Source organism: Streptomyces sp. NPDC056128, from assembly GCF_042263835.1.
In the GTDB taxonomy this organism is placed as follows: Bacteria; Actinomycetota; Actinomycetes; order Streptomycetales; family Streptomycetaceae; genus Streptomyces.
This window is the reverse complement of sequence record NZ_JBHJVQ010000007.1, coordinates 119,833-141,968: the sequence shown is the minus strand read 5'-3', so window position 1 is coordinate 141,968 and position 22,136 is coordinate 119,833. Positions and strand designations below refer to the sequence as shown.

Here is a 22,136-nt window from a genome sequence, read left to right as displayed (position 1 = left end):
CACGTGTCATCTACGCTCCTGCCGAACGCGTGCCCCACCCCGCGTCCCGCTGTTCCGGCATCGCCTTCCTAGGGGCCCTGATGACTCATTCACTTCCTGAAAACGTGCCCGCGACCTCGACGCCCACGACCCCCGCGCCCGGCCCGACCGTGCCCGCCACCGCCATGGCCGATCACGGGGGCGAGGGTGCCGGCGCCCCGGCCGTCCCCGCGCGCCTCGGCCGGCTCCACGCCACGCTGCCGGTCGCCAACATCGCGCTGTACCTGCTCTGGTTCGGCGTGGGCGGCTTCCTGCTCCCCCTCCAGGTCGCGCAGATCACCGGCACCAACGACACCGCCGCGCTGTCCACCGCCAGCACCATCGGCGCCGTTCTCGCGACCGTCGGCAACCCGGTGTTCGGACAGCTCTCGGACCGCACCCGCTCCCGGTTCGGCCGCCGTGCGCCCTGGATCCTGCTGTGCGCCGTGCTCGGAGCGCTCGCCCTGGTCGGTCAGGCTCACGCGGCGAGCATCGCCATGCTCGGTCTGAGCTGGGGGGTGGTGCAGTTCATCATGAACGGCTACCAGGCGGCCCTGACCGCCACGATGCCCGACCGGGTACCGGCCGCCAGGTACGGCACCTTCTCCGCGCTGGTCGGGCTGGGCGTGCCGCTCGGCACGATCGCCGCCGCGCTGGTCATCGGCGGTGTGCCCGGTGAGAAGTTCGGCTTCGAGGGCGTGATCGGCGGCTTCGGCGGGCGGTTCGCCGGGGAGAACGGCTACTACCTGATCGCGGCGGTCGTCGTCGCCGCGGCCATCATGTTCGTGATCGTCTCCCCGGACCAGGACGCCCGTGCCCTGCCGCGGGAACGGTTCTCGCTCAGGGCGTTCCTCACCAACTTCTGGGTCAGCCCCAAGGGGCACCCGGACTTCGGCTGGGCCTTCCTGTCGCGACTCGGCGTCATGCTCGGCTACTTCATCGTCCTCACGTACAACATGTTCCTGCTCGCGGAGCACATCGAGGTCCCGCCGCAGGACCTGTTGCCGACGGTCGGCTTCCTGATGATCGTCAACGCCGTGTGCACGGTGATCGCCTCCGTCGTGGTGGGGCCCATCGCCGACCGGGTCGGGCGGGTCAAGCCCTTCGTCCTCACCTCCGGCATCGCGGCCGCGCTCGCCCTGACCCTGCCGATGGTGTGGCCCACCGAGGGCGGCATGCTCGCGTACAACATCGCCGGCGGTCTGGCCTTCGGGGTGTACATGGCCGTCGACATGGCCCTGATCACCAAGGTGCTGCCCCGCACCGAGGACGCCGGCAAGGACATGGGCGTCATCAACATCGCCAACGCCGGCCCGCAGATCCTGGCCCCCTCCATCGCCGGCTGGATCGTCGCCGCCGGCGGCTACGAGGCCCTGTTCCCGGTCGCCGCCGTCGTCTCGCTCATCGGCGCGGTGGGCGTACTGCGCGTCCGCGGCGTCCGGTGATCCCACGCCCGCCCGCACGGCATCGGCCGCGACTTCGGCCACGGTACCGGCCGTGACTCCGGCCGCGACTCGGGCCACTGCACTGGCAGCTACATCGGCCAGGACACCGGCTACGGCACCGGCCGCGACTCTGGCCACGGCATCGGCCGCGACTTGGGCCACAGCACCGGCCGTGACTCGGGCTATGGCACCGACCACGGCACCGGCCACGACATCGGCCACAACACCGGACCGGCCATCGGCCTGGCCGTCGCCCGTCACGCCCCCACCGCTACCGCCCACACCGCCCGCGCAGCCCATCCCGCCCGCACAGCCCACACCGCCCACCCAAGGAGACGCACCGTGAACCGACGCAGAACACTCACCGCCCTCGCCGCGACAAGCACCGTGCTGCTCGCCTGCACCCAGGCGCGAGCGGCCCACGGCGGACCCGGACCCGGACCCGGGCACGAGGGTGACCGGCGGCCGCTCGCGGGACTGCGCGTCCTGCTCAGCAACGACGACTCCATGCAGATGGCCCGCCCCAACGCCTCCGACGGCAAGGGCCTGTACGAGGTCCGCCGCGCCCTGTGCGCGGCCGGCGCCGACGTCGTCGTCATGGCCCCGTGGGCCAACCAGAGCGGCGCCGGCACCAGCGCCACGAGCGCCGGCTCCCTGACCGTCCAGCGCCGGGCCACGCTGCCCGCCGGGTACGCGGGCGACTGTTCCGGAGCGCCGGGCGGCGGCGCGGTGTACGGGGTCTGCAAGGGAGCGGCGCCCTGCGGGCCGTCCACGCCGAGCGCGACGCCCGCGGACACCGTGCGGCTCGCGACCCGTGGCGGACTGGCCGCCAAGGCGGGCTGGAAGGACGGCCCCGACCTGGTGGTCACCGGCAGCAACTACGGCCCGAACGTGGCCTCCGTGGTCAACGAGTCGGGCACCGTGGGGGCAGCGCTCGCCGCGATCGACGAGGGTGTCCCGGCGGTCGCCCTCAACAGCTCCTACGACCCGGCCGTCACCGATTCCCTGGAGGTCGCGGACCACACCTACCGCAAGACCGCAGAGTTCGGGGCCGAGTTCATCGCCGGTCTGCGCCAACGCGACCTGCTCACAACGGAGTACGTCGTCAACGTGAACTACCCGCACCACGCGCCGGGACAGCGTCCCCGCGGGACGGCGTGGACGTCCGTGGGCACCCAGAAGCTGGTCGAGCTGCGCTACACGGCGCACGGCGACACCTTCACCATCGGTGGCCGGCTCTGTGTGCCGGACTCACCGGACTGCCGCCCCGAGACCAAGCGCCGCCCGGACTTCGGCCTGCTCCAGCGGGGCTACGTGACGGTGACACCGGTCGGCCCGGACCGCACCCACACGGGCCGGGAGACCCGGCCGCTGGAACGCTTCGTGCGCGGCGGCCACTGAGGACCGGGGTGGGAGCGGCGCGGCACACGCCGCCGCTCCCACCCCCACCACGACGGCCCCGGCGCTCAGGGGGGAGCGCCGGGGCCCTCTCACGACGCTCGGGGGCGTCTCACGGCGTACGGGGGCGGGCTCAGATCCAGCCGTCCAGCGACTTCAGGAACGCCTGCGGATCGTCGCGGTGGATGCAGTGTCCCGCCCGCGGCACCACGCACACCTCGAAGCCGCGCTCCTCGAGCCGTGCCGCGCCCCGCGCGTCGACGCACAGGCTGGGATCGGCCAGCTGCACCAGCGAGGGCACGACGGCCGTCTCCGGCAGGTAGCCCTGCTCGAACTGCTCGATGGCGGACAGGAATTCGGGATCGAAGAGCGCGAAGCCCGCCAGTTCCGCCGCCACGTCCTGCTCCGACCACCTCGGGTTCATGGCCCGTACGCTCTCGGCGGTCGCGGAGGCGACCATCTGCCGCATGCCCGCGGTGGCCCCGGCCGGCACGTTGCCCAGCAGGAAGCCGGGGTCGGAGTACACGGCACGCCCCGGCTCCAGCCGGGAGACCGCGAGCGCCAGGGAGAGACCGCCCAGCGAGTGCCCGATCGCCACGTCCGCGCCGGCCGGCAGGTTCTCCACCAGGTCCTCGGCGAGCAGCGCGGGACGGTACTCGCCACGGGGGCTGCGGCCGTGTCCGCGCAGGTCGGGGGCGACGACCCGGTAGCCGAGGCCGACGAGGTGGTCCTCGACGGCGTGCCAGGTGCGGTGGTCGGACATGCCGCCGTGGATCAGCAGCGCGACCTTGTCACCGGTGCCGTTCTCATGAACGTTCAACTTCATCAGCGGAAGCCTTCCGTAGAGCGGGTTACACGTGTCAGCATTCATATGGCACCCGGTGCCCGGCAGGCAAGAGGCACCGGTCGGCAACACACGTACGACTCGAAGGAGGCACCGCCATGCCCGCACCTCACGTCACGTCGCGACTCGACATCCCGGCGCTGCTCAAGGGGCTCACCCTGGAGGAGAAGGCCCAACTGCTCGACGGCTCGGACTTCTGGCACACACAGCCCGTCGAGCGGCTCGGCATTCCCGCGATCATGCTGTCCGACGGCCCGCACGGCCTGCGCAAGCAGCAGGAGGGCGGGGACCATCTCGGCCTCCTCGACAGCGTCCCCGCCACCTGCTTCCCGCCCGCCGCCGGTCTCGCCTCCAGCTGGGACACTGCCCTGCTCGCCCGGGTGGGGGAAGCGATCGGCCGCGAGTGCCGGGCCGAGCGGGTCTCGGTCGTCCTCGGGCCCGGCATCAACATGAAGCGCTCACCGCTGTGCGGCCGGAACTTCGAGTACTACTCCGAGGACCCGGCGCTCGCCGGTGAACTCGGTGCCGCGTTCACCAACGGCGTGCAGAGCCAGGGCGTGGGCGTGTCCGTCAAGCACTACGCCGCCAACAACCAGGAAACCGACCGCATGACGGTGTCCGCCGAGGTCGACGAGCGGACGCTGCGCGAGATCTATCTGCCCGCCTTCGAAACGGTCGTCACCAAGGCCCGGCCGTGGACCGTCATGTCCTCGTACAACAAGATCAACGGCACGTACGTCGCCGAGAGCCGCGCCCTGCTCACCGGGCTCCTGCGCGAGGAGTGGGGCTTCGACGGCCTCGTGGTGTCCGACTGGGGCGGTGTCAGCAGCCGTGCGCGGTCCCTGACCGCGGGCGTCGACCTGGAGATGCCCGCGTCCGGCGGCACGGGCACCGAGGACATCCTCGAAGCCGTCCGCTCCGGGCAGCTCACCGAGTCCGACCTCGATCTCGCGGTCACCCGCCTCCTGACGCTCGTGGACCGTGCCGAGGCCGGACACGACACCGACACGGAGTTCGACGCCGACGCCCACCACGATCTCGCCCGGGAGGCCGCCCTCGCCAGCGCCGTCCTGCTGAAGAACGAGGAGGGAATCCTGCCGCTGAACCCGGCAGAGGGCGGAAGGATCGCCGTGATCGGCGAGTTCGCCCGCACACCCCGCTTCCAGGGGGCCGGCTCGTCGCAGGTCAACCCGACCCGCGTCGTCCCGGCGCTGGACGCGCTGCGCACCGCGGTCGACGGACGTCGCGAGGTGGCCTTCGCGTCCGGCTTCGTGGTGGAGTCCGAGTCGGCCGACCCGGCTCTCGTCGCCGAGGCCGTGCGCACCGCGGCGGACGCCGACACCGCCGTGCTCTTCCTCGGTCTGCCCCCCTCGTACGAGTCCGAGGGCTACGACCGCGCCCACATGAACCTGCCCGCCCACCAGATCGACCTGCTGAACGCGGTCGCGGACGTCAATCCGCGCGTGGTGGTGGTGCTGACCAACGGGTCCGCCGTATGCCTGACACCCTGGCAGGAGCGAGCCCGGGCGGTGCTGGAGGGCTGGCTGCTCGGGCAGGCGGGCGGCAGCGCCGTGGCGGACCTCCTCCTCGGTGCCGCCACCCCCTCCGGCAAGCTCGCCGAGACCATCCCGCTGCGCCACGAGGACAACCCGGCCTTCGGCAACTTCCCCGGCGACTTCGGCCGTGTCCACTACGGCGAAGGCCTCCTGATCGGCTACCGCTGGTACGACACGCGCCGGATGCCCGTCGCCTACCCGTTCGGTCACGGGCTGTCCTACACGACGTTCTCCTACGACGACGTCGACGCCGTGATCCGGTCCGACGGCGCCGAGCCGGAGGTGGAGGTCACGGTCACCGTCACCAACACCGGTGACCGGCCGGGCACCGAGACCGTCCAGCTCTATGTCACGGACCCCGAATCGACCGTGACCCGGCCCGCCCAGGAACTGCGCGCGTTCACGCGGGTCACCCTGGAGCCCGGTGAGAGCTCCCTGGTCACCCTCGCCCTCGGCCGGCGGGCCTTCGCCTTCTGGAACGAGACACTGAACCGGTGGGTCGTCGAGGGCGGCACGTTCGGCCTGCGCGTCGGCTCCTCGTCCCGCGACATCCGCCTGGAGACCGCCGTCGGACTCACCGGCGACGACGTCGCCCTCCCGCTCCGGTCCGACTCCCCGGCCGAGGAGTGGCTGTCCCACCGCGCCGCCGGACCGTGGCTCCGCGAGGCCGTCGGCGACCAGGGCTTCGGCGCGATCCTCTTCGATCCGCACAACGGTCAGATGATCCGTGCGATACCGCTGCAACGGCTCTCCCGCTTCCCCGGATTCCCCCTGAGCGAGGAACAGATCGAGGAAGCGGTCGCACGATTCGCCGGGGCCGTGGTCTGACCATGGTCTGACCATGTGCCCGGCCTACCTCCAGGCGGGGGCGCCCACGAGTTCCTCGGAGATCTGCCAGACGCGCCGCGCGTCCTCCGTACCGCGCAGGCGGCTGTACAGCTTCTGCTGCGCCGGCGGGCCGCCCAGGTGTCCGGGCCCGCTCGGCCCGTAGAGGCCGCCGCCCGTGGCCTCGGGTTCGGGGGCGGTGGCGGCGTGCAGGGCGGGCAACTGCGCCGTGCGCACCGTTCCGACGACGACGCCGCGGGCGGACAGGGCGCGGATCAGGCGTACGCCCAGCGTGTCCCGGGCGCGGCCGACCTCGGGGCGGGCGGCGAGCAGGCTCGTCGGCGCGACTCCCGGGTGGGAGAGGTTGCTCGTGATGCCCCAGCCCGCCGCTTCGCTGCGCCGGTCGAGTTCGAGGCCGAAGAGACCCAAGGCGATCTTCGACTGGCTGTAGGCGCGCATGCCGTTGTAGGAACGCTCCCAGTTCAGGTCGTCCCAGTTGATGGCGTTGCGGTTCGCCGCGACGCTGATCTGGGACGTCACGCGGGCCCGGCCGGCCCGTAGCAGGGGGAGGAGGTGGCTGACCAGGGCGAAATGCCCCAGGTGGTTGGTGCCGAACTGCAGCTCGAAGCCGTCGGCCGTCGTCCGCCGGTCGGGCGGGGTCATGACGCCGGCGTTGTTGACGAGGAGGTGGACGGGGCGGTCCTCGTCCAGCAGCGTCCTGCCCAGCTCCGCGACGGAGGCGAGCGAGGAGAGGTCGAGGGCACGCAGGGACACGTCCGCGCCGGGGATCCGCTCCCGGATCTCGGCGGCCGCCCGTTCGCCCTTGCGCGGATTGCGGACCGGCATGACGACCTGCGCGCCGGCGGCGGCCAGACGCGTCGCGATGCCGAGCCCGATCCCGTCACTCGCTCCGGTGACGACAGCGCGCTTCCCGGTCAGGTCGGGAACGGTGATGTCGATGTCCTGGCGTGGCATGTCTGCTCCCAACGATGTCGTTGCCTCCACCGTCACCCCGGCGACCGGACGCATCCAGGGACTCCCGATCCACCTATGCGCGCGGTCGCGGGGCGCCGTCGGAGAGGGGGATCGGCGGACCGTGGATAAGCGCGGACGCGCACGCTAGAAAAGGGACCGGTACGAGAGGGAGACAGCGCATGGAGATCGACCGGGCCGGGCTCGCGGCGTTCCTGCGGCGCCGCCGGGAGCTGCTGCAACCCGAGGACGTCGGCCTCCCGCGCGGACGGCGGCGCAGGACCAGCGGGTTGCGCCGCGAGGAGGTCGCCGAGCTGTGTCACATGTCGACCGACTACTACGCCCGGCTGGAGCGCGAGCGCGGCCCGCAGCCGTCCGAGTCGATGATCGCCTCGATCGCGCAGGGGCTGCACCTCTCCCTCGACGAGCGGGACCACCTGTTCCGCCTCGGCGGCCACGCCCCGCCCGTCCGGGGCACGGGCGCCGTCGACGAGCACATCAGCCCCGGCCTGCTGCGCATCCTCGACCGGCTGGACGACACGCCCGCGGAGGTCGTCACCGAACTGGGGGAGACGCTGCGGCAGACCCCGCTCGGTATCGCGCTCACCGGCGACACGACGCGCTACACCGGCCCCGCGCGCAGCATCGGCTACCGCTGGTTCATGGATCCGGCCACCCGCGGGCTCTACGCGCCGGAGGATCACGCGTTCCTCTCCCGGATGTTCGCCTCCGGGCTGCGTGAAATCACCGCGCTGCGGGGCCCCGGCTCCCGGGCCGCCCACTACGCCGAGCTGCTCCTCGCCCGGAGCGACGAGTTCCGCGGTCTGTGGGACAAGCAGGAGGTCGGCATCCGGCCCCACCACGTCAAGCGCTTCAGCCATCCGGAGGTCGGCGCCCTCGAACTGAACTGCCAGACCCTCCTCGACCCGGACCAGTCACACCGCCTGCTCGTCCACACGGCGGTCCCGGGCAGCGAGAGCCACGACCGACTGCGCCTCCTCGCGGTCATCGGGCCGCAGGCGCGGGCACTGCGCTGATCAGGGCGTGGCGCGCGGCACCGGTGGTCACCTCACAGGAACCGGCGGATGGGCTGGACGGCTGCCTCGCGGGTGCGCTGGAGCACCGAACGCCGCTTCCAGGCACCCTTGCGGATCGGCTCGGCTGCCGCCTTGTCGGCGCCGAAGTGGGCGTCCAGGGTGGCGGTGAACTCCGCGTCCAGGACGGCCAGCATGACTTCCTCGTCGTGGTCGAGGGAGCGCCGGTTGAAGTTGGTCGACCCGACGAGAGCGGCCGTACGGTCCACGGTGATGACCTTGGCGTGCATCATGGTCGGCTGGTACTCGTAGACCCTCACCCCGCAGGCGAGGAGATCGTCGTAGTAGTGCTGTCCGGCCAGCCGGCAGACGCGCTTGTCGGTGTGCGGGCCGGGCAGCAGGATCTCCACCTCCACGCCGCGCCGTGCGGCGGCGCACAGGAGTTCGATGAAATACCTGTCCGGGGAGAAGTAGGCGGTGGTCAGCCGGAAACGCTCCTCGGCGGACTCGATCATGACCCGGATCAGGGTCTGCATGTCCTGCCAGCCGAAGCTGGCCGAGCCGCGCACCACTTGCACCACCGCGTCGCCGTGGGTGCGGTGCGGGGTGAAGCGGTCGCGGTCGTCGAAGAGTTCGTCGTGGCACTCGGCCCAGTTCTGCGCGAACGCGGCCGCGACGCCGTCCACGGCCGGTCCCCGCACCTGGACGTGGGTGTCCCGCCACTCGCCGGGGTTGCGGGCGTCGCCGCACCACTCCTCGGCGATGCCCACGCCGCCGGTGAAGGCCACCTGCTCGTCCACGACCAGCACCTTGCGGTGGCAGCGGTGATTCTGCTTGAGGGGCGACAGGTGCGCGGGCTTGCGGAACCAGGCCACCTGGACGCCGACCCGGTCCATCTCGGCGAGCAGGTCGGTGTCGATGAGCCGGCTGCCGAAGCCGTCAAGGAGCAGCCGCACGCGCACGCCGGCCCGGGCCCGCTCGGCAAGGGCGTGCGCGAATTCGCGCGCGATCTCGCCCTTCCAGTACACGAACGTCATCATGTCCACGGTGTGCTCGGCGGAGCGGATGGCGTCGAGCATGGCCGGGAAGATCTCGTCCCCGTTGCGCAGCGGAACCAGCGCGTTGCCCTCGGTCGCCGCGATGCCGATGAGACGTTCCAGGCGGCGCCGTATCCGCACGGCTCGTTCCGTCACCGCACCGTCGTCCGCCGCGCGGGCGGAGGCCGACGGGACCTCCTGGACACTCGTCATCCCTGTTTCCTTCCGAAGCGTGCAAGGGGAAGCGACAGTTCCCGGTGAACCCGCCCCTGAGCCGTCGGCCGACGCCGACGACGCTCAGTCTGCCCTGTCCGTCGCCGTGCATGCGCGTCGTCCCGCGAGGCGTGGCCGGCGGCCGGGCCGCCGGAATAACCGGAGGCGTGGTGACCGCGGCACGACTAGCATCCGCTGTCGGACTCCCGCCGCCGACCGATCAAGGAAGCCGCCCATGTCGCGCCGCCCCACCGTTTCGATCGAGGAGTTCTCCGTCTCCGACCCCGAGGCAGGCCCCTACGGGATCACCGCCGGACCCGATGGCGCGGTGTGGTTCACCATGGTCCACCACGGGCGGATCGGGCGCGTCACACCGGACGGCGCAACCGACTCCCACCCCCTGGAACCGGCCTCCGGCGGACCGTCGACCATCACGGCGGGGCCCGACGGCGCGCTGTGGTTCACCGAGTTCCGCGGCCACCGGATCGGCCGTATCACCACGGCCGGGGACGTCGTCTCGTTCCCGCTGCCCACGCCGGACGCCGGGCCGTTCGGGATCGTGGCGGGCCCGGACGGCGCGCTGTGGTTCACGGAGGCGAGCGCCGACCGCATCGGCCGCATCACGACCGACGGTCACGTCACCGAGTTCCCCCTCCCCGTGTCGGGTGCCTTCCCCTCGGGCATCGCCGTCGGCCGGGACGACCGGCTGTGGTTCACCATGAACCAGGCGAACGCGATCGGCGCCATCGGTCTCGACGGCGCCGTCGACGTCCATCCGCTGCCGACCCCGGGCGCCGCCCCCGTCGGCATCGCGGCCGGGGCCGACGGCGCCATGTGGTTCGTCGAGATCGGCGCCGGGCGGATCGGGCGGATCACGCCGGACGGCACGATCGGCGAGTTCGCCCTGCCCGACCCCGAGTCCCGCCCGCACGCCATTACCGCCGGCACCGACGGCAGCTGCTGGTTCACCGAGTGGGGGGCCAACCGGGTCGGGCGGATCACCCCCGACGGCGAGATCGACGAGTACGACCTCCCCACCCCGGCCTCGGAACCCCACGGCATCGTCCAGGGACCGGACGGCGCGATCTGGACCGCCCTGGAGAACGGGACGATCGCCCGCCTGACGACACGCTGACTCAAAGGTTCAGCGCTGGGCGAGCAAGCCGTCCACCAGGGCCCGGAGGCCGTCCAGGTAGGTGTCCTCGGCGGTCAGTGACGCCCAGCGGCCGGCGACCTCGGCCAAGCGGGGCAGCTCGTCCGCGTCGAGGCCGTCGAAGACCTGCTCCCGGTACGTCGGACGGCCGTCGTCCGCGCGCCGCCGGGCCGCCGTCGTCCGGACCACGATCTCTCCGGCGGTGTAGTACCAGATCGCCCGGTAGCCGTGCACGGCCCGCTCGGGAGACAGGCCGCAGGCGACCAGCCCGTCCACGATCTGCTCCACGAACCACAGGGCGGACGTGGACAGCAGGTCGTCGGCGGTCAGCACCTCCACGATCCAGGGGCAGGCGGCGAGCGCCTCGTGGATCGCGGCGGCACCGACGACGACGCGCTCGCGGGGCTCGGAGGGCAGCTCGGGCCGGTGCAGCGTCCGCGCGGCGTAGTCGTCCAGGAGCAGGACGAGCAGCTCTTCCTTGTTGCGGACGTGGTGGTAGAGCGCCATCGGCGTACTGCCGATCTCGGTGGCCAGCCGACGCATGGTCAGCCGGTCCACGCCGTCGGCGTCCACGATCCTGCGGGCTGTGCCGACGACCTCCTCCCGGGAGATACGGGGCGGCCGGCCCGGGGTTTTGCGCGGTGCGGACGGTTGCGGCATGCCCTCATCATCCCTCAGGTGTCGACAGCGGCTGCCGCCCGCTGTAGTTTTCTTACATGTATAGAAACTCACGAGGTCATCCCGGAATGATCCTCGCGGCGGTGGCCGTGGCCCAGTTCGCGGTCGCCCTGGACCTGTCCGTGGTCAACGTCGCGCTGCCCGCCATGCGCACCGCCCTGGGCTTCGCGCCGCTCGGACTGTCCTGGGTCGTGCACGCCTACGCGCTCACCCTCGGCGGGTTCCTGCTGCTGGGCGGCCGCGCCGCCGACCTGTTCGGCCGGCGTCGGCTCTTCGTACTGGGCCTGGCCGTCTTCGGGCTGTGCTCGCTGGCGGGCGGAGTGGCCCAGGCACCCTGGCAGTTGATCGCCGCGCGCGCCGGTCAGGGACTGGGCGCCGCCGCTGCCGCCCCCGCCGCCCTGGCGATGCTGACCACCACGTTCGCCGAAGGCCCGCGTCGGGTGCGCGCGCTCGGGGTGTGGAGCGGGGTGAACGCCGCGGGCGGCGCACTGGGCGTGCTGGTGGGCGGCTTGCTCACGGAGTACGCGGGCTGGCGCTGGGTGATGCTGGTCAACCTGCCGATCGTGGCGGTGGCCCTCGCGCTGGTTCCCGCCGGCGTCCCCGCCGACGCGCGGCCCGCCCGGCGCGACCGGCTCGATGTGCTCGGCGCCGTCCTCGCCACCTGCGGCGTGGGGCTGCTGGTGCTCGGTGTCGTCCGCACCGATGCCGAGGGGTGGGGAGCACCCGTCACGTGGGTGATGCTCGTCGCCGGGGCCGCGCTCCTGGCCGCCTTCGTCCGCACCGAGCGCCGGACATCGGCACCGCTGCTCCGCCTCGGTCTGCTGCGCGGCCGCTGGGTCGCCGGCGCCAACGTGCTGGTGTTCTTCTCCACGGCCGGTCAGTTCGCGGCGTTCTACTTCGTGTCCCTGTACATGCAACAGGTCCTGGGCATGGGCGCCGCGGCCACCGGCGCCGCGTTCGTGCCCTTCTCGGTGAGCCTGATCGCGGGCACCCTCGTCGCGACCCGGGTCACCTCCGCGCGCACCCCACGGACGTCCCTGGTGCCCGGCGCCCTACTGGCCGCCGCCGGCCTGGTCTGGTTCGCGTTCATCAGCCCCGACGGCGGCTTCCTCACCGACGTGCTCGGCCCTTGCCTCGTCACCGGCTTCGGCGTCGGACTGGTCATCGCCCCCATCGTCGCCGCCGCGACCACCGGGGTGGCCCCGCACGAGGCCGGCATGGCCTCCGGTCTCATGAACAGCTCCCGCCAGCTCGGCGGCTGCATCGGGCTGGCGGCCCTGGCCACCCTCGCCCAACACCGCACCGGCACGGCGACCGGCCCCACCGCGCTCAACGACGGCTACGCCCTCGGCCTGGCCGTCGCCGCCGCACTCTTCGTGCTCGCGGCCGTCGTGGCGGTCCGCGTGCTGCCCGGCCGCCGGGCCGCGGCACCCGGCCCGCGCCCCGAGCCCACCGCGGAGAACGAAGCGGAGCGCGCGGCGAAGAACGCACCGAAGCACCGAGCCGATGACGAAGCCGATGACGAACTGGAAGGAACACCATCATGACCACGACGGCCCTCTCGCCCCTCGACCTGTTCACCTCCGCCCTGCACATCGGCCCCGGCGGCGACGTCCGGGCCGGTGAGCGGCGGATGGCGAGCGGCGGGGCCGGCGCCTGGCAGGTCGCCACGTTCCACGTGGAGAGCGATGCCGACGTGCACGCCGACCACTGGGAGATGCACCCGGAGGCCGACGAGGCGGTGTGCTGCCTGACCGGCGGTGTCCGCCTCCACCTGCGGCTCACCGGGCCCGACACCGGCGAGGAGACGGTCCGGCTGCGGCCGGGCACCGCCGTGATCGTCCCGCGCGGACGCTGGCACCGCCTCGAACTGGACGCCCCCAGCGACCTGATGTCCATCACGCTCCGCGCCGGCACCCGCCTGGAGAAGCGCACCGGCCCTGCGGGGGACCCGCCGGCCCAATGAGCCCGGGCCACGCGTCGTCCCGCCCGCGCCGATGACTTTCGGCCCCGCCGCCGGTCAGCACTCTTACGTACACGTGCGGCAAGGAGGAGAGGCCGATGTCAAGCCTCATGGTGGACTTCATCATCTCGCTCGACGGCTACGGGGCCGCGGAAGGATGGCCGGGCTTCTGGGGCATGGAGGGGCCCGAGTACCTCGCCTGGCTGGAGGAGGACTCGCGGAAGGAGTACACGGCCCTCATGGGCGCCACGACGTACCGGCTCATGTCGGGGTTCGCCGCCCAGATGCCCGACGACCCGGGGATGGCCCTCCTGGCCGCGACGCCCAAGGTGGTGTTCTCCTCGACCTTGGAGGCGCCGCTGTCGTGGTCCGGTACGGAGCTGAACCGCGAGGAGCCCGTGGCGGCCGTACGGGAGATGAAGCGGCGCGACGGGCGCCCGCTGCGCACCCTCGGCAGCCTCACCCTGTGCCGGTCGCTCATCGCGGCCGGCGTGGTCGACCGCTTCCGCGTGGTCGTCTTCCCGGTCATCACCGGCGCCACCGGGAAGGACCGCATCTTCGACGGCTATCCCGACCTCGCCCTGGACATGGTCGAACACCGCACGTTCGACGGCGGCCTCCAGTTGCTGGAGTACGTCCCCAGGGTCCTCGACGGGCCGCCCGGCGCCGGCGACTAGGGCCGGCCCGTGCCGAGCGCGAGCATCGCCTCGGCGACCTCGTCGGCCGACGTGTCGGGGATCGCGGTCGCCGCGTCCTCCAGCACGAGCAGCCGGGCGCCGGGGATCTCGCGCGCGATAGCCTCGGCGTTGCCGACGGGGAAGAACGGGTCGCGGCGGCCGTGGACGACGAGCGTGGGGACCGCGATCCCGGGCAGCCGCTCGCGCCAGCGGGGCGCGCAGTCGAGCGCGGAGAAGACCATGCCGAGCTGGTTGGCCAGCTGCACGGGGGGCGCGGTGCCGGGCGTGCGGTCCCAGACGCGCGCGGCCGTCGTGCGCGCGGCGTCGGGGTCGTCGCCGAGGATCGCCGCACCGGCGGCGGCGAACTCCGCCACCGCCTCCCGGTCGGTCCAGTCCGGCATGGGATGCGCGAACAGGCGGCTCATCGTCGCCGCGTCGTGGTCGGGGAGGTCGTCGTCGGGCGGGCCGGGGGCGACCGCGCGGGTGCCGGCCAGGGTGAGCGCGGAGAACGCCTCCGGATGGTCGAGGGCGGCCACCTGGGCGACCATCCCGCCGACGCCGATCCCCGCGAGATGCGCGGGCCCGCCGCCCAGGGCGTGCGCGAGCGCCGCCGCGTCGGCGGCGAGGTCCCGCAGGGTGTAGGCGGGCGCCTCCGGGTCCGCCGTCGTCGACTCGCCGCTGTCGCGCAGGTCGTAGCGCACCACGCGCCGGCCACCGGCGGCCAGTCGCTCGCAGAGCGCGTCGGGCCAGGACAGCATCGTCGTCCCGCCCGCGAGCAGCACGAGGGGCGCGTCGTCGTCACCGAACGACTCGACACCCAGGGACACTTCGTTGGCGTTGACGGTACTCATCGGACCACCGTATCCGGCCTTGAGCGGCCCGGCCGCTCCGACGGGCGAGGGCGTGGGAGGGACCTCCGCGCATACGTCGCCCTGCGCACGCGGAGGGGGGCCATAATCCGTGCGTGACTCTCACCCCGCGACGCCTCGCCCTGGCCACCCTGGACCGGCAACTCCTGCTCGAACGCGCGCGCTTGGACGTGGCGGAGGCGGTCCGCCGGGTCTGCGCGCTGCAGGCGCAGTCACCGGCGTCGCCGTACCTGGCGCTGTGGAACCGGGTGCGGGACTTCGCGCCGGAGGACCTCGACGCGGCGTTCGCGGAGCGCCGGATCGTCAAGGCGAGCCTGATGCGGATCACCCTGCACGCCGTGCACGCCGAGGACTACGCGCCCTACCGCGCGGCCATGCTGAGCACCCTGCGCGCCTCCCGGCTGTACGACCGCCGCTTCACCTCGACATCGCTGACCCCCGCCGACGCCGACGGGGTACTCCCGGAACTCGCCGGGTTCCTCGACCGGCCCCGCACCGGCGCCGAGGTGGAGCAGGAGGTCACCGCGCGGTTCGGCGAGGACGCGCACCGCGTGTGGTGGGCGCTGCGCACCTACGCGCCGATACATCACGGGCCGACCGGCGGGCCCTGGTCGTTCACCGCGCGCAATGCCTACCTGGCCGCCCCGGCGGACGCCGAGAACGGTCCGGGGGAGGCGGCCGCGGGGGTGCGGCGGCTGCTGCTCTCCTACCTGCGGGCGTTCGGGCCCGCCACCGCCCAGGACTTCGCCCGCTTCACCCTGCTGACGCGCGGCGCCGTCGACGGGGCGCTGCACGAACTCGGCGACCGGGTGGTGCCGGTGGCGGGCCGGGGCCGCGCCGCCCTGTTCGACCTGGCGGACGCCACCGTGCCGGCCGAGGACACCGAGCCTCCGCCCCGGCTGCTGCCGATGTGGGACAGCACCCTGCTCGCGCACGTCGTACCGGGACGGTTCCTGCCTCCCGAGTACCGCCCGGCGGTCGTCCGCCGCAACGGCGACGTGCTGCCCTCCCTGTTGGTCGACGGCCGGGTCGCCGGGGTGTGGCGCACGGTCGACGGCGGACTGGAACTGACCGCCTTCCACAAGCTCGGCAAGACCGCGTGGCGCGGGGTGACCGAGGAGGCGGAGAAACTGTCGGCGCTGCTCGCCGACCGCGATCCGGCCGTCTACCGGCGCTACGGACACTGGTGGGACAAGGGCCTCCCGGGTGCCGAACACGTGATCGTTAAGGGCTGATCCCGGGCGGGGTCGGATTTTATGGGAAGCGGGTAAAATTACTCCAAAGGCGCCTTTGTGGCGCCTTGATCATTACTTGATCAACAGACCGCTCTTTTCGCACCGTCCGGGAGGGGTCGCCATGGATCCGTGGCTGATCTGGTTGATCGTTTCGGCGGTCCTGATCGTGGCGGAGATCTTCACTCTGACCGCCGCGCTCGGAATGCTGGGTGCGGCCGCGCTGATCACGGCGGGATCCGCCGCGGCCGGTCTTTCGCCGCCTTTCCAGTTCCTGCTGTTCACCGTCGTCGCCACGGTCACCCTGCTGTTCGTGCGCCCCGTCGCCGTACGCCATCTCCTGCAGCCCCAGACCGAGCGGTTCGGCGTGGAGGCACTGGTCGGCAAGGCCGCGTACGTCGTCTCCGAGGTGACCGGCATGGAGGGCAGGGTCCGCATCGGCGGTGAGGAATGGAGCGCCCGTTCCTACGACGAGACGCTGGTGATTCCCCGCGGGACGACCGTCGACGTCCTGGAGATCAGCGGCACCACCGCATTCGTCTATCCCCGGGAGTGACCATGGAAGTCTCGGCGTTCCTGATCGCCGGTGTGATCGTCGCGCTTCTCGCGGTATTCACCGTGGTGCGGGCGGTTCGCATCGTGCCCCAGGCCCGTGCCCGAAATGTCGAACGGCTCGGCCGCTACCATCGCACGCTGAAACCTGGGCTGAACCTCGTCATCCCCTACATCGACCGGGTCTATCCGGTGATAGACCTGCGCGAACAGGTCGTCTCCTTCAAACCGCAGCCGGTCATCACCGAGGACAACCTGGTCGTCGAGATCGACACCGTGCTGTATTTCCAGGTGACCGATCCACGCGCGGCCTTCTACGAGATAGCGAATTTCCTCCAGGCGGTCGAGCAGCTCACCGTCACCACCCTGCGCAACGTCGTGGGTTCGATGGACCTGGAGAAGACCCTCACCTCGCGCGACACCATCAACAGCCAGCTCCGCGGCGTACTGGACGAGGCCACCGGCAAATGGGGGCTGCGCGTGAACCGGGTGGAGATCAAGGCCATCGACCCGCCGCAGTCCATCAAGGACGCGATGCAGAAGCAGATGCGGGCCGAGCGCGACAAGCGGGCCGCGATCCTCGGCGCCGAGGGCCAGCGCCAGTCGCAGATCCTCACCGCCGAGGGCGACAAGCAGGCCGCCGTGCTGCGCGCGGAGGGCAACCGCACCGCCGAGATCCTCAAGGCCGAGGGACAGTCCCGGGCCATCGACGAGGTCTTCCAGGCCGTGCACCGCAACGACCCCGACCCCAAGCTCCTGGCCTACCAGTACCTCCAGGTGCTCCCGCAGCTCGCCCAGGGTTCGGGCAGTACCTTCTGGGTCATCCCCAGCGAGGTCACCTCCGCGCTCCAGGGCGTCTCCCGCGCCTTCACCGAAGCGCTGCCCCAGTCGCCCGCCACGCGCGAGAGCCGCTCGGACGACGGTGCCGCCCAGGCCGCCAACGACACGGCGCAGGCCGCGGAGGCCGCCGCCGAGGCCCTCGCCGACGCCGCCCGGGCCGACCGGGTGACCTCCGAGGCGATGCGCGCCACCCCCGTGACCGAGGACCGATGAGAACCCCGCCCGTCCATGCGAGGCCCCCATGTTCGATGTGCCCTTCTGGCTCTGGATAGCCTTCGCCGCCACCGTCGTCGTGTCGCTCGCCGTCGACCTCCTGGCCCACCGCAGCGCACACGTCATCGGATTCAAGGAGGCGGCCGCCTGGAGCGGCCTGTGGGTGAGCCTGGCGCTCGTCTTCGGGGCGATCGTCTTCCTTGTCCTCGGCCCGACCGCGGGCACCGAGTACACCACCGCGTGGCTGCTGGAGAAGAGTCTCTCGGTCGACAACCTCTTCGTCTTCGCCCTGATCTTCGCCTACTTCCAGGTGCCCCGCGCCTACCAGCACCGCGTGCTCTTCTTCGGCGTCATCGGCGCGCTGGTGTTCCGCGGCATCTTCCTGGCCGCCGGCGTGGCCGTGGTCAACCGCTTCACGGCCGTGCTGTTCGCCTTCGCGGCCATCCTCTTCTGGAGCGTCTACAAGATCCTCAAGGGCGAGGAGGAGAGCTTCGACCCCGGCAAGAGCTTCGCCGTCCGGCTGCTGCGCAAGATCATCCCCGTGCGGGACACCTACGCGGGCCCGAAGTTCTTCGTGAAGGAGGCCGGCAAGCACGTGGCGACGCCGCTGCTCGCCGTCGTCGCCGCGATCGAGGCGGCGGACCTGATCTTCGCCGTGGACAGCGTGCCGGCCGTGCTCGCGGTCAGTGACGACACCTTCATCGTCTACACCAGCAACGCCTTCGCCATCCTCGGCCTGCGGGCCCTGTACTTCATGCTCTCGGGGCTGCTCGACCGCTTCCACTACCTGAGCAAGGGCCTGGCGATCATCCTGGGGTTCATCGGCGTCAAGCTCATCCTCCAGGCGACCCACAAGATAGTCAGCCCTTCCGTGCCGGAGATCCCCTCGCCGGTGAGCCTGGCGGTCATCGTCGTGGTCCTGGCGGCGTCGGTGTTCCTGAGCCTGCGGCGCCCACCCGACAAGGACGGCGGGGACACGGGCGGTCCCGACGAGGAAGTCCTGACCTCACCCGAACATAAGAACGTAAAATAGGGGTAAAGTCTCCCCAAAGCCTCCCATATCCGTTCCGAGTGCGGACGTGAGAACCATGAGCAGTCACACGCAGCAGACGAAACAGACCCGCACCGCACCGCGGCAGGCCGACTCGCAGCGTCATGACATCTGCCCCACCTGCGGTCACTCCGTCCCGGCGGAGATCACCCGGCACAAGACCCTCGGGATCTACGTCCCGGTCTGGGGGCCGGGCACCTGCCGGAACCCCGACTGCGGCACCGACGCCACCGGCCCCCACCACTGACACCGTTCCGCCACCGGCACACGGCGCCGAGGGGCCCGCGCCCGCCCGGGCTCAGCCGACGGCGGGCCCTGTGATCGGCCTGCCCTCGGCGTCGTAGGGCCAGACGTTGGTCCGGCAGCCGTGCAGGCCCTTGATCTGCTGCATCATCACCGGTGCCGGCCGCCCCGCCCCGGGGCACCCCTCGTGGCCGTGGCCCAGGAAGTGCCCGACCTCGTGGTTGATGATCAGCGCCCGGTACGACGTCACGTCGTCCGCGTAGTACCGCGTGGCCAGCAGCCACCGCTTGAGGTTGACCATGACGTCCTGACCGACGTTGCAGTTGACCTCGCCGCCGGTGTCCAGACCGTACCGGCCGCATATCGTGTCCACCGTCCCCGCCGTGGCGAGCCGTACCCGGAAGTCGGACGCGCCGCCCGACACCCGTCGGAACCCCACCTTCCCGTCCGCCGTCCAGCCCCGCTCGTCGGCGAGGATCCGCTCGACCTCGTCCGCGACGTCCCGGGCCGGTATCCCGATGCCGTCCTCGACCTGGACCACGTAGGTCAGCGTCCGCCCGCTCCCGCCGACCCGTTCCCCGCCGCCGTCCGCGGTGGCGAACGTCCCCGGGCCGGACGACGGGATCGAGCCGGGGTCGCGGTCCTTCCCCGTCCGCTCCGTCCCGTCGGCCTTCTCCGTCGACTCCGCCTGCTCCGTCGTCTCGGCCTTCTTCGTCTCCACGGCGTCGCGCGGCCCGGGCCGCGCGGACGCGGCGGACGACGCGGAGGGGGCCGGCGAGTCCGCCGGGCCGGTGGCGCCGACGGAGCGGCCGGCGGCGGGTTCCCCGCCCTCCCGCAGGGCCAGACCGCCGGCGAGCACCAGCACCGCCCCGGCCGCGAGCCCCGGCCACAGCAGACGCGACCGGACGCCCCGCCGGCGGCGCGCACCGCTGCCACGGCGGCCGCGGGTCCCGCGGCGGTGCCGCCGGTCCGTTACGGAGGAGGACGAGGGGGTCGATCGGCGCTCTTTCATGATCACAAAGCGTGCCGCGACGGTGTGATCGCCCGTGGACCGCTGTGGGACCGCTGTGTAACAGCCGTCACCCGCGCGGGGACGCCCGCCCGTTCATACGCATACTGAGACCCATGCCACGGGTCCTGATCATCGAAGACGACCGCGCCGTCCGCGACGGTTTGCGCCTCGCCCTGCGCCGCCAGGGGCACGAGGTCGCCGCCGCCGCGACGGGCGAGGAAGGGCTGGAGCTGCTGCGGTCGTTCCGGCCCGACGCCGTCGTCCTCGACCTGATGCTGCCGGGCATGTCCGGCCTGGAGGTGTGCCGCCGCGCACGCGCCCACGACCAGGTGCCGATCATCATGGCCACCGCCCGCGGCGACGACACGGACATCGTCGTCGGCCTGGAGGCCGGAGCCGACGACTACGTGGTCAAGCCGGTCCGCGCCCGGGTCCTGGACGCACGCATCCGCGCGGTACTGCGCCGCGCCGGCGGCACCTCGGACGACCAGGGCACCCCCCGCACGGAACACCACGGCGACCTGGTCATCGACCGGGCCGGACTGACCGTCACCCACCAGGGACGGCCCGTCGCCCTCGGCCCCTCGGAACTGCGGCTGCTCCTCACGCTGTCCGCGTCGGCGGGCCAGGTGTTCAGCCGCCAGCAGCTCCTGGAAGCCGTGTGGGAGCACAGCTACCACGGGGACGCCCGCCTCGTGGACGCCTGTGTCAAGCGCCTGCGGGCCAAGATCGGCGAGCCCGCGGGGAGTCCCCGCCACGTCCACACCGTGCGTGGCTTCGGCTACCGGTTCGGGGCCCGGTGAACGTTCCGCGGGCGCTGCGCGCGCTGAACGGGCTGCGCGTGCGGCTGGTGGTGGCCTTCACCCTCGTCGCCGTCGTGGCCACCGTGACGACCGGCGCGCTGACCTTCCGCGAGGCACGCAACGGGGTCCTCCAGCAGAGCCAGGACACCGTGATCGAGGACTTCCGGCACCGGGTCAACACCCTGGTCCCCAACTACCGCTTCCCGCCCGACGCGGCCGATCTCCAGGCGTTCGCCGCCGACGTCGCGCGCAGCGGCCGGTCCCAGACCTGGCGGGTGCTCGCCGCCTACCGGGACGCCGACGCCACCTCGCGCCCCGGGGACGCCTTCCGCGAACTGTCCCCGGAGATGCGCGAGTCCGTGCGCTCCCGCCGGGCCACCGTGTTCCAGCGGGTCTCGCACGACGGCCGGTCCGCACTCGTCGTCGGCATGCCGGTCACCTTCACCGGCCCGTACGCCGTCGCCGAGCGCGCCTCAGGCCTGGAGGTCTACCTGACCGTGCCCCAGCAGGAGGAACAGGGCTACGTCGACGCCCTGGTCACCGCCATCGAACGGGCCACCGTGCCGGCGCTGGTGCTGGCCGTGCTGATCGCGCTGCTGGCCGCGCGCGGGGTGCTGCGACCCGTGCGGGCACTGCGCCGGGCCACCCGCAGCATCGCCGAGGGCCGCCTGGACACCCGGCTCGCGGTGCAGGGCTCCGACGAACTCGCCGACCTGTCCCACACCTTCAACGAGACGGCCGCCGCCCTGGAGGGCTCGGTGGCGGAGCTGCGGCGCATGGAGGCCGGCGCCCGCCGTTTCGCCGCGGACGTCTCGCACGAACTGCGCACCCCGCTCGCGGCGATGTCGGCGGTCACGGACGTACTGGACGAGGACGCCGCCGGACTGGACGAGGACACGGCGACGGCGGTGCGCCTCATCAGCGAGGAGACCACCAAGCTGGCCGCCCTGGTGGACGACCTGATGGAGATATCCCGGTTCGACGCGGGGGCCGCCGCCCTGCACCTGGACGAGATCGACCTGGCGGAGTCCGTACGGCGCACGCTCGCCTCCCGCGGCTGGCTGGACTCGGTGACGGCCGGCCTGCCCGGACCGGGCGAGCTGCGCGGCCGGGTCGACCCGCGCCGCCTCGACGTCGTCGTCGCGAACCTCGTCGGCAACGCCCTGCGGCACGGCGCACCCCCGGTCCACGTCGGCCTGAGCGCGGGGGACGAAACCCGCACCGGGGGACAGGCGGTCCTCACCGTCCGCGACCGGGGCGAGGGCATCCCCGAGCGCGTCCTGCCGCACGTCTTCGACCGCTTCTACAAGTCGGACGTCGCCCGCACCCGCAGCGAGGGCAGCGGACTCGGGCTGGCCATCACCGCGGAGAACGTACGCCTGCACGGCGGCACCGTCCGGGCGGCCAACGACCCGGACGGCGGCGCCGTCTTCACGGTCGTCCTGCCCCTGCCGCGCGACGGCGCGCGGGACGGGGCGGCGGACGCGGCCAAGGGGGACCGGACATGA

The 22,136-nt window shown here is 72.4% G+C and carries 21 protein-coding genes; 15 read left to right on the top strand and 6 right to left on the bottom strand.

What is annotated here, in order from left to right; translation table 11 throughout:
* Positions 1 to 104: 104 nt before the first annotated feature.
* Both ACFC1X_RS16950 and surE read left to right on the top strand, forming a co-directional pair.
* Positions 105 to 1,463: an MFS transporter gene (locus ACFC1X_RS16950; protein ID WP_376354136.1), complete on the top strand. Its 1,359-nt coding sequence runs from the start codon at positions 105 to 107 to the stop codon at positions 1,461 to 1,463.
* 342 nt (positions 1,464 to 1,805) lie between these two features.
* Positions 1,806 to 2,864 (top strand): 5'/3'-nucleotidase SurE, encoded by a 1,059-nt coding sequence (gene surE, locus ACFC1X_RS16945; RefSeq protein WP_376354133.1) that lies wholly within the window; start codon positions 1,806 to 1,808, stop codon positions 2,862 to 2,864.
* A 130-nt stretch (positions 2,865 to 2,994) separates the two neighbouring features.
* Here the strand turns inward: surE and ACFC1X_RS16940 are convergent, their stop codons facing one another.
* Positions 2,995 to 3,687 (bottom strand): alpha/beta fold hydrolase, encoded by a 693-nt coding sequence (locus tag ACFC1X_RS16940; RefSeq protein WP_376354132.1) that lies wholly within the window; start codon positions 3,685 to 3,687, stop codon positions 2,995 to 2,997.
* 116 nt (positions 3,688 to 3,803) lie between these two features.
* On the opposite strand from ACFC1X_RS16940, the gene ACFC1X_RS16935 reads away from it, so the two are divergent.
* Positions 3,804 to 6,089 (top strand): glycoside hydrolase family 3 C-terminal domain-containing protein, encoded by a 2,286-nt coding sequence (locus tag ACFC1X_RS16935; RefSeq protein ID WP_376354129.1) that lies wholly within the window; start codon positions 3,804 to 3,806, stop codon positions 6,087 to 6,089.
* Between the two features lie 24 nt (positions 6,090 to 6,113).
* On the opposite strand, the gene ACFC1X_RS16930 is transcribed toward ACFC1X_RS16935, so the two are convergent.
* Complete coding sequence (locus tag ACFC1X_RS16930; RefSeq protein WP_376354127.1) at positions 6,114 to 7,061, bottom strand: SDR family oxidoreductase; 948 nt, start codon at positions 7,059 to 7,061, stop codon at positions 6,114 to 6,116.
* Between the two features lie 179 nt (positions 7,062 to 7,240).
* Between ACFC1X_RS16930 and ACFC1X_RS16925 the strand changes: the two genes are divergently transcribed.
* Entirely contained in the window at positions 7,241 to 8,095 is an 855-nt protein-coding gene (locus ACFC1X_RS16925; protein WP_376354125.1) for a helix-turn-helix transcriptional regulator, read from the top strand.
* 32 nt (positions 8,096 to 8,127) lie between these two features.
* Here the strand turns inward: ACFC1X_RS16925 and ACFC1X_RS16920 are convergent, their stop codons facing one another.
* Positions 8,128 to 9,342, bottom strand: coding sequence for a phosphatidylserine/phosphatidylglycerophosphate/cardiolipin synthase family protein (locus tag ACFC1X_RS16920; protein ID WP_376354122.1), 1,215 nt, complete (start codon positions 9,340 to 9,342; stop codon positions 8,128 to 8,130).
* Between the two features lie 235 nt (positions 9,343 to 9,577).
* On the opposite strand from ACFC1X_RS16920, the gene ACFC1X_RS16915 reads away from it, so the two are divergent.
* Positions 9,578 to 10,477 (top strand): virginiamycin B lyase, encoded by a 900-nt coding sequence (locus ACFC1X_RS16915; RefSeq protein ID WP_376354120.1) that lies wholly within the window; start codon positions 9,578 to 9,580, stop codon positions 10,475 to 10,477.
* A 9-nt stretch (positions 10,478 to 10,486) separates the two neighbouring features.
* On the opposite strand, the gene ACFC1X_RS16910 is transcribed toward ACFC1X_RS16915, so the two are convergent.
* Positions 10,487 to 11,155, bottom strand: coding sequence for a TetR/AcrR family transcriptional regulator (locus ACFC1X_RS16910; RefSeq protein ID WP_376354117.1), 669 nt, complete (start codon positions 11,153 to 11,155; stop codon positions 10,487 to 10,489).
* An 86-nt stretch (positions 11,156 to 11,241) separates the two neighbouring features.
* On the opposite strand from ACFC1X_RS16910, the gene ACFC1X_RS16905 reads away from it, so the two are divergent.
* The 3 genes from ACFC1X_RS16905 (at position 11,242) to ACFC1X_RS16895 (ending at position 13,813) form a co-directional block, all read left to right on the top strand.
* Entirely contained in the window at positions 11,242 to 12,720 is a 1,479-nt protein-coding gene (locus ACFC1X_RS16905; RefSeq protein ID WP_376354115.1) for an MFS transporter, read from the top strand.
* Positions 12,717 to 13,139 (top strand): cupin domain-containing protein, encoded by a 423-nt coding sequence (locus ACFC1X_RS16900; RefSeq protein WP_376354112.1) that lies wholly within the window; start codon positions 12,717 to 12,719, stop codon positions 13,137 to 13,139. Before ACFC1X_RS16905 ends, ACFC1X_RS16900 begins: the two co-directional genes overlap by 4 nt.
* A 95-nt stretch (positions 13,140 to 13,234) precedes the next feature.
* Positions 13,235 to 13,813, top strand: coding sequence for a dihydrofolate reductase family protein (locus ACFC1X_RS16895; RefSeq protein WP_376354110.1), 579 nt, complete (start codon positions 13,235 to 13,237; stop codon positions 13,811 to 13,813).
* Here ACFC1X_RS16895 and ACFC1X_RS16890 read toward each other — a convergent pair.
* Positions 13,810 to 14,664, bottom strand: a complete 855-nt coding sequence (locus ACFC1X_RS16890) for an alpha/beta fold hydrolase (RefSeq protein WP_376354107.1) — start codon at positions 14,662 to 14,664, stop codon at positions 13,810 to 13,812. The genes ACFC1X_RS16895 and ACFC1X_RS16890 overlap by 4 nt on opposite strands.
* Before the next feature lie 113 nt (positions 14,665 to 14,777).
* On the opposite strand from ACFC1X_RS16890, the gene ACFC1X_RS16885 reads away from it, so the two are divergent.
* From ACFC1X_RS16885 to ACFC1X_RS16865, 5 genes are all read left to right on the top strand, one after another.
* Positions 14,778 to 15,917: a winged helix DNA-binding domain-containing protein gene (locus ACFC1X_RS16885; RefSeq protein ID WP_376354104.1), complete on the top strand. Its 1,140-nt coding sequence runs from the start codon at positions 14,778 to 14,780 to the stop codon at positions 15,915 to 15,917.
* A gap of 121 nt (positions 15,918 to 16,038) precedes the next feature.
* A complete protein-coding gene (locus tag ACFC1X_RS16880) occupies positions 16,039 to 16,470 on the top strand; it encodes an NfeD family protein (protein WP_376354102.1) in 432 nt (143 codons plus the stop codon).
* Between the two features lie 2 nt (positions 16,471 to 16,472).
* Positions 16,473 to 17,519 (top strand): SPFH domain-containing protein, encoded by a 1,047-nt coding sequence (locus ACFC1X_RS16875; protein WP_161332247.1) that lies wholly within the window; start codon positions 16,473 to 16,475, stop codon positions 17,517 to 17,519.
* A 28-nt stretch (positions 17,520 to 17,547) separates the two neighbouring features.
* A complete protein-coding gene (locus ACFC1X_RS16870) occupies positions 17,548 to 18,552 on the top strand; it encodes a TerC family protein (protein ID WP_376354100.1) in 1,005 nt (334 codons plus the stop codon).
* A 55-nt stretch (positions 18,553 to 18,607) separates the two neighbouring features.
* On the top strand, positions 18,608 to 18,817 hold the full coding sequence (locus ACFC1X_RS16865; RefSeq protein ID WP_376354097.1) for a hypothetical protein: 210 nt from the start codon (positions 18,608 to 18,610) through the stop codon (positions 18,815 to 18,817).
* Between the two features lie 51 nt (positions 18,818 to 18,868).
* Here the strand turns inward: ACFC1X_RS16865 and ACFC1X_RS16860 are convergent, their stop codons facing one another.
* Positions 18,869 to 19,825, bottom strand: coding sequence for a DUF3152 domain-containing protein (locus ACFC1X_RS16860; RefSeq protein ID WP_376354094.1), 957 nt, complete (start codon positions 19,823 to 19,825; stop codon positions 18,869 to 18,871).
* A gap of 113 nt (positions 19,826 to 19,938) precedes the next feature.
* On the opposite strand from ACFC1X_RS16860, the gene ACFC1X_RS16855 reads away from it, so the two are divergent.
* Complete coding sequence (locus ACFC1X_RS16855; protein WP_352153778.1) at positions 19,939 to 20,628, top strand: response regulator transcription factor; 690 nt, start codon at positions 19,939 to 19,941, stop codon at positions 20,626 to 20,628.
* Entirely contained in the window at positions 20,625 to 22,136 is a 1,512-nt protein-coding gene (locus ACFC1X_RS16850; RefSeq protein WP_376354091.1) for an ATP-binding protein, read from the top strand. The genes ACFC1X_RS16855 and ACFC1X_RS16850 overlap by 4 nt, the downstream gene beginning before the upstream one ends.

Excerpts from the sequence above, each read along its gene's own strand:
- ACFC1X_RS16930 (WP_376354127.1), bottom strand. The coding sequence starts at position 7,061 with ATGCCACGCCAGGACATCGACATCACCGTTCCCGACCTGACCGGGAAG.
- ACFC1X_RS16895 (WP_376354110.1), top strand. The coding sequence starts at position 13,235 with ATGTCAAGCCTCATGGTGGACTTCATCATCTCGCTCGACGGCTACGGG.
- ACFC1X_RS16865 (WP_376354097.1), top strand. The coding sequence starts at position 18,608 with ATGAGCAGTCACACGCAGCAGACGAAACAGACCCGCACCGCACCGCGG.
- ACFC1X_RS16915 (WP_376354120.1), top strand. The coding sequence starts at position 9,578 with ATGTCGCGCCGCCCCACCGTTTCGATCGAGGAGTTCTCCGTCTCCGAC.
- ACFC1X_RS16860 (WP_376354094.1), bottom strand. The coding sequence starts at position 19,825 with ATGAAAGAGCGCCGATCGACCCCCTCGTCCTCCTCCGTAACGGACCGG.
- ACFC1X_RS16920 (WP_376354122.1), bottom strand. The coding sequence starts at position 9,342 with ATGACGAGTGTCCAGGAGGTCCCGTCGGCCTCCGCCCGCGCGGCGGAC.
- ACFC1X_RS16925 (WP_376354125.1), top strand. The coding sequence starts at position 7,241 with ATGGAGATCGACCGGGCCGGGCTCGCGGCGTTCCTGCGGCGCCGCCGG.
- ACFC1X_RS16855 (WP_352153778.1), top strand. The coding sequence starts at position 19,939 with ATGCCACGGGTCCTGATCATCGAAGACGACCGCGCCGTCCGCGACGGT.
- ACFC1X_RS16880 (WP_376354102.1), top strand. The coding sequence starts at position 16,039 with ATGGATCCGTGGCTGATCTGGTTGATCGTTTCGGCGGTCCTGATCGTG.
- ACFC1X_RS16940 (WP_376354132.1), bottom strand. The coding sequence starts at position 3,687 with ATGAAGTTGAACGTTCATGAGAACGGCACCGGTGACAAGGTCGCGCTG.
- ACFC1X_RS16910 (WP_376354117.1), bottom strand. The coding sequence starts at position 11,155 with ATGCCGCAACCGTCCGCACCGCGCAAAACCCCGGGCCGGCCGCCCCGT.
- ACFC1X_RS16935 (WP_376354129.1), top strand. The coding sequence starts at position 3,804 with ATGCCCGCACCTCACGTCACGTCGCGACTCGACATCCCGGCGCTGCTC.
- ACFC1X_RS16870 (WP_376354100.1), top strand. The coding sequence starts at position 17,548 with ATGTTCGATGTGCCCTTCTGGCTCTGGATAGCCTTCGCCGCCACCGTC.
- ACFC1X_RS16890 (WP_376354107.1), bottom strand. The coding sequence starts at position 14,664 with ATGAGTACCGTCAACGCCAACGAAGTGTCCCTGGGTGTCGAGTCGTTC.
- ACFC1X_RS16875 (WP_161332247.1), top strand. The coding sequence starts at position 16,473 with ATGGAAGTCTCGGCGTTCCTGATCGCCGGTGTGATCGTCGCGCTTCTC.
- ACFC1X_RS16905 (WP_376354115.1), top strand. The coding sequence starts at position 11,242 with ATGATCCTCGCGGCGGTGGCCGTGGCCCAGTTCGCGGTCGCCCTGGAC.
- ACFC1X_RS16900 (WP_376354112.1), top strand. The coding sequence starts at position 12,717 with ATGACCACGACGGCCCTCTCGCCCCTCGACCTGTTCACCTCCGCCCTG.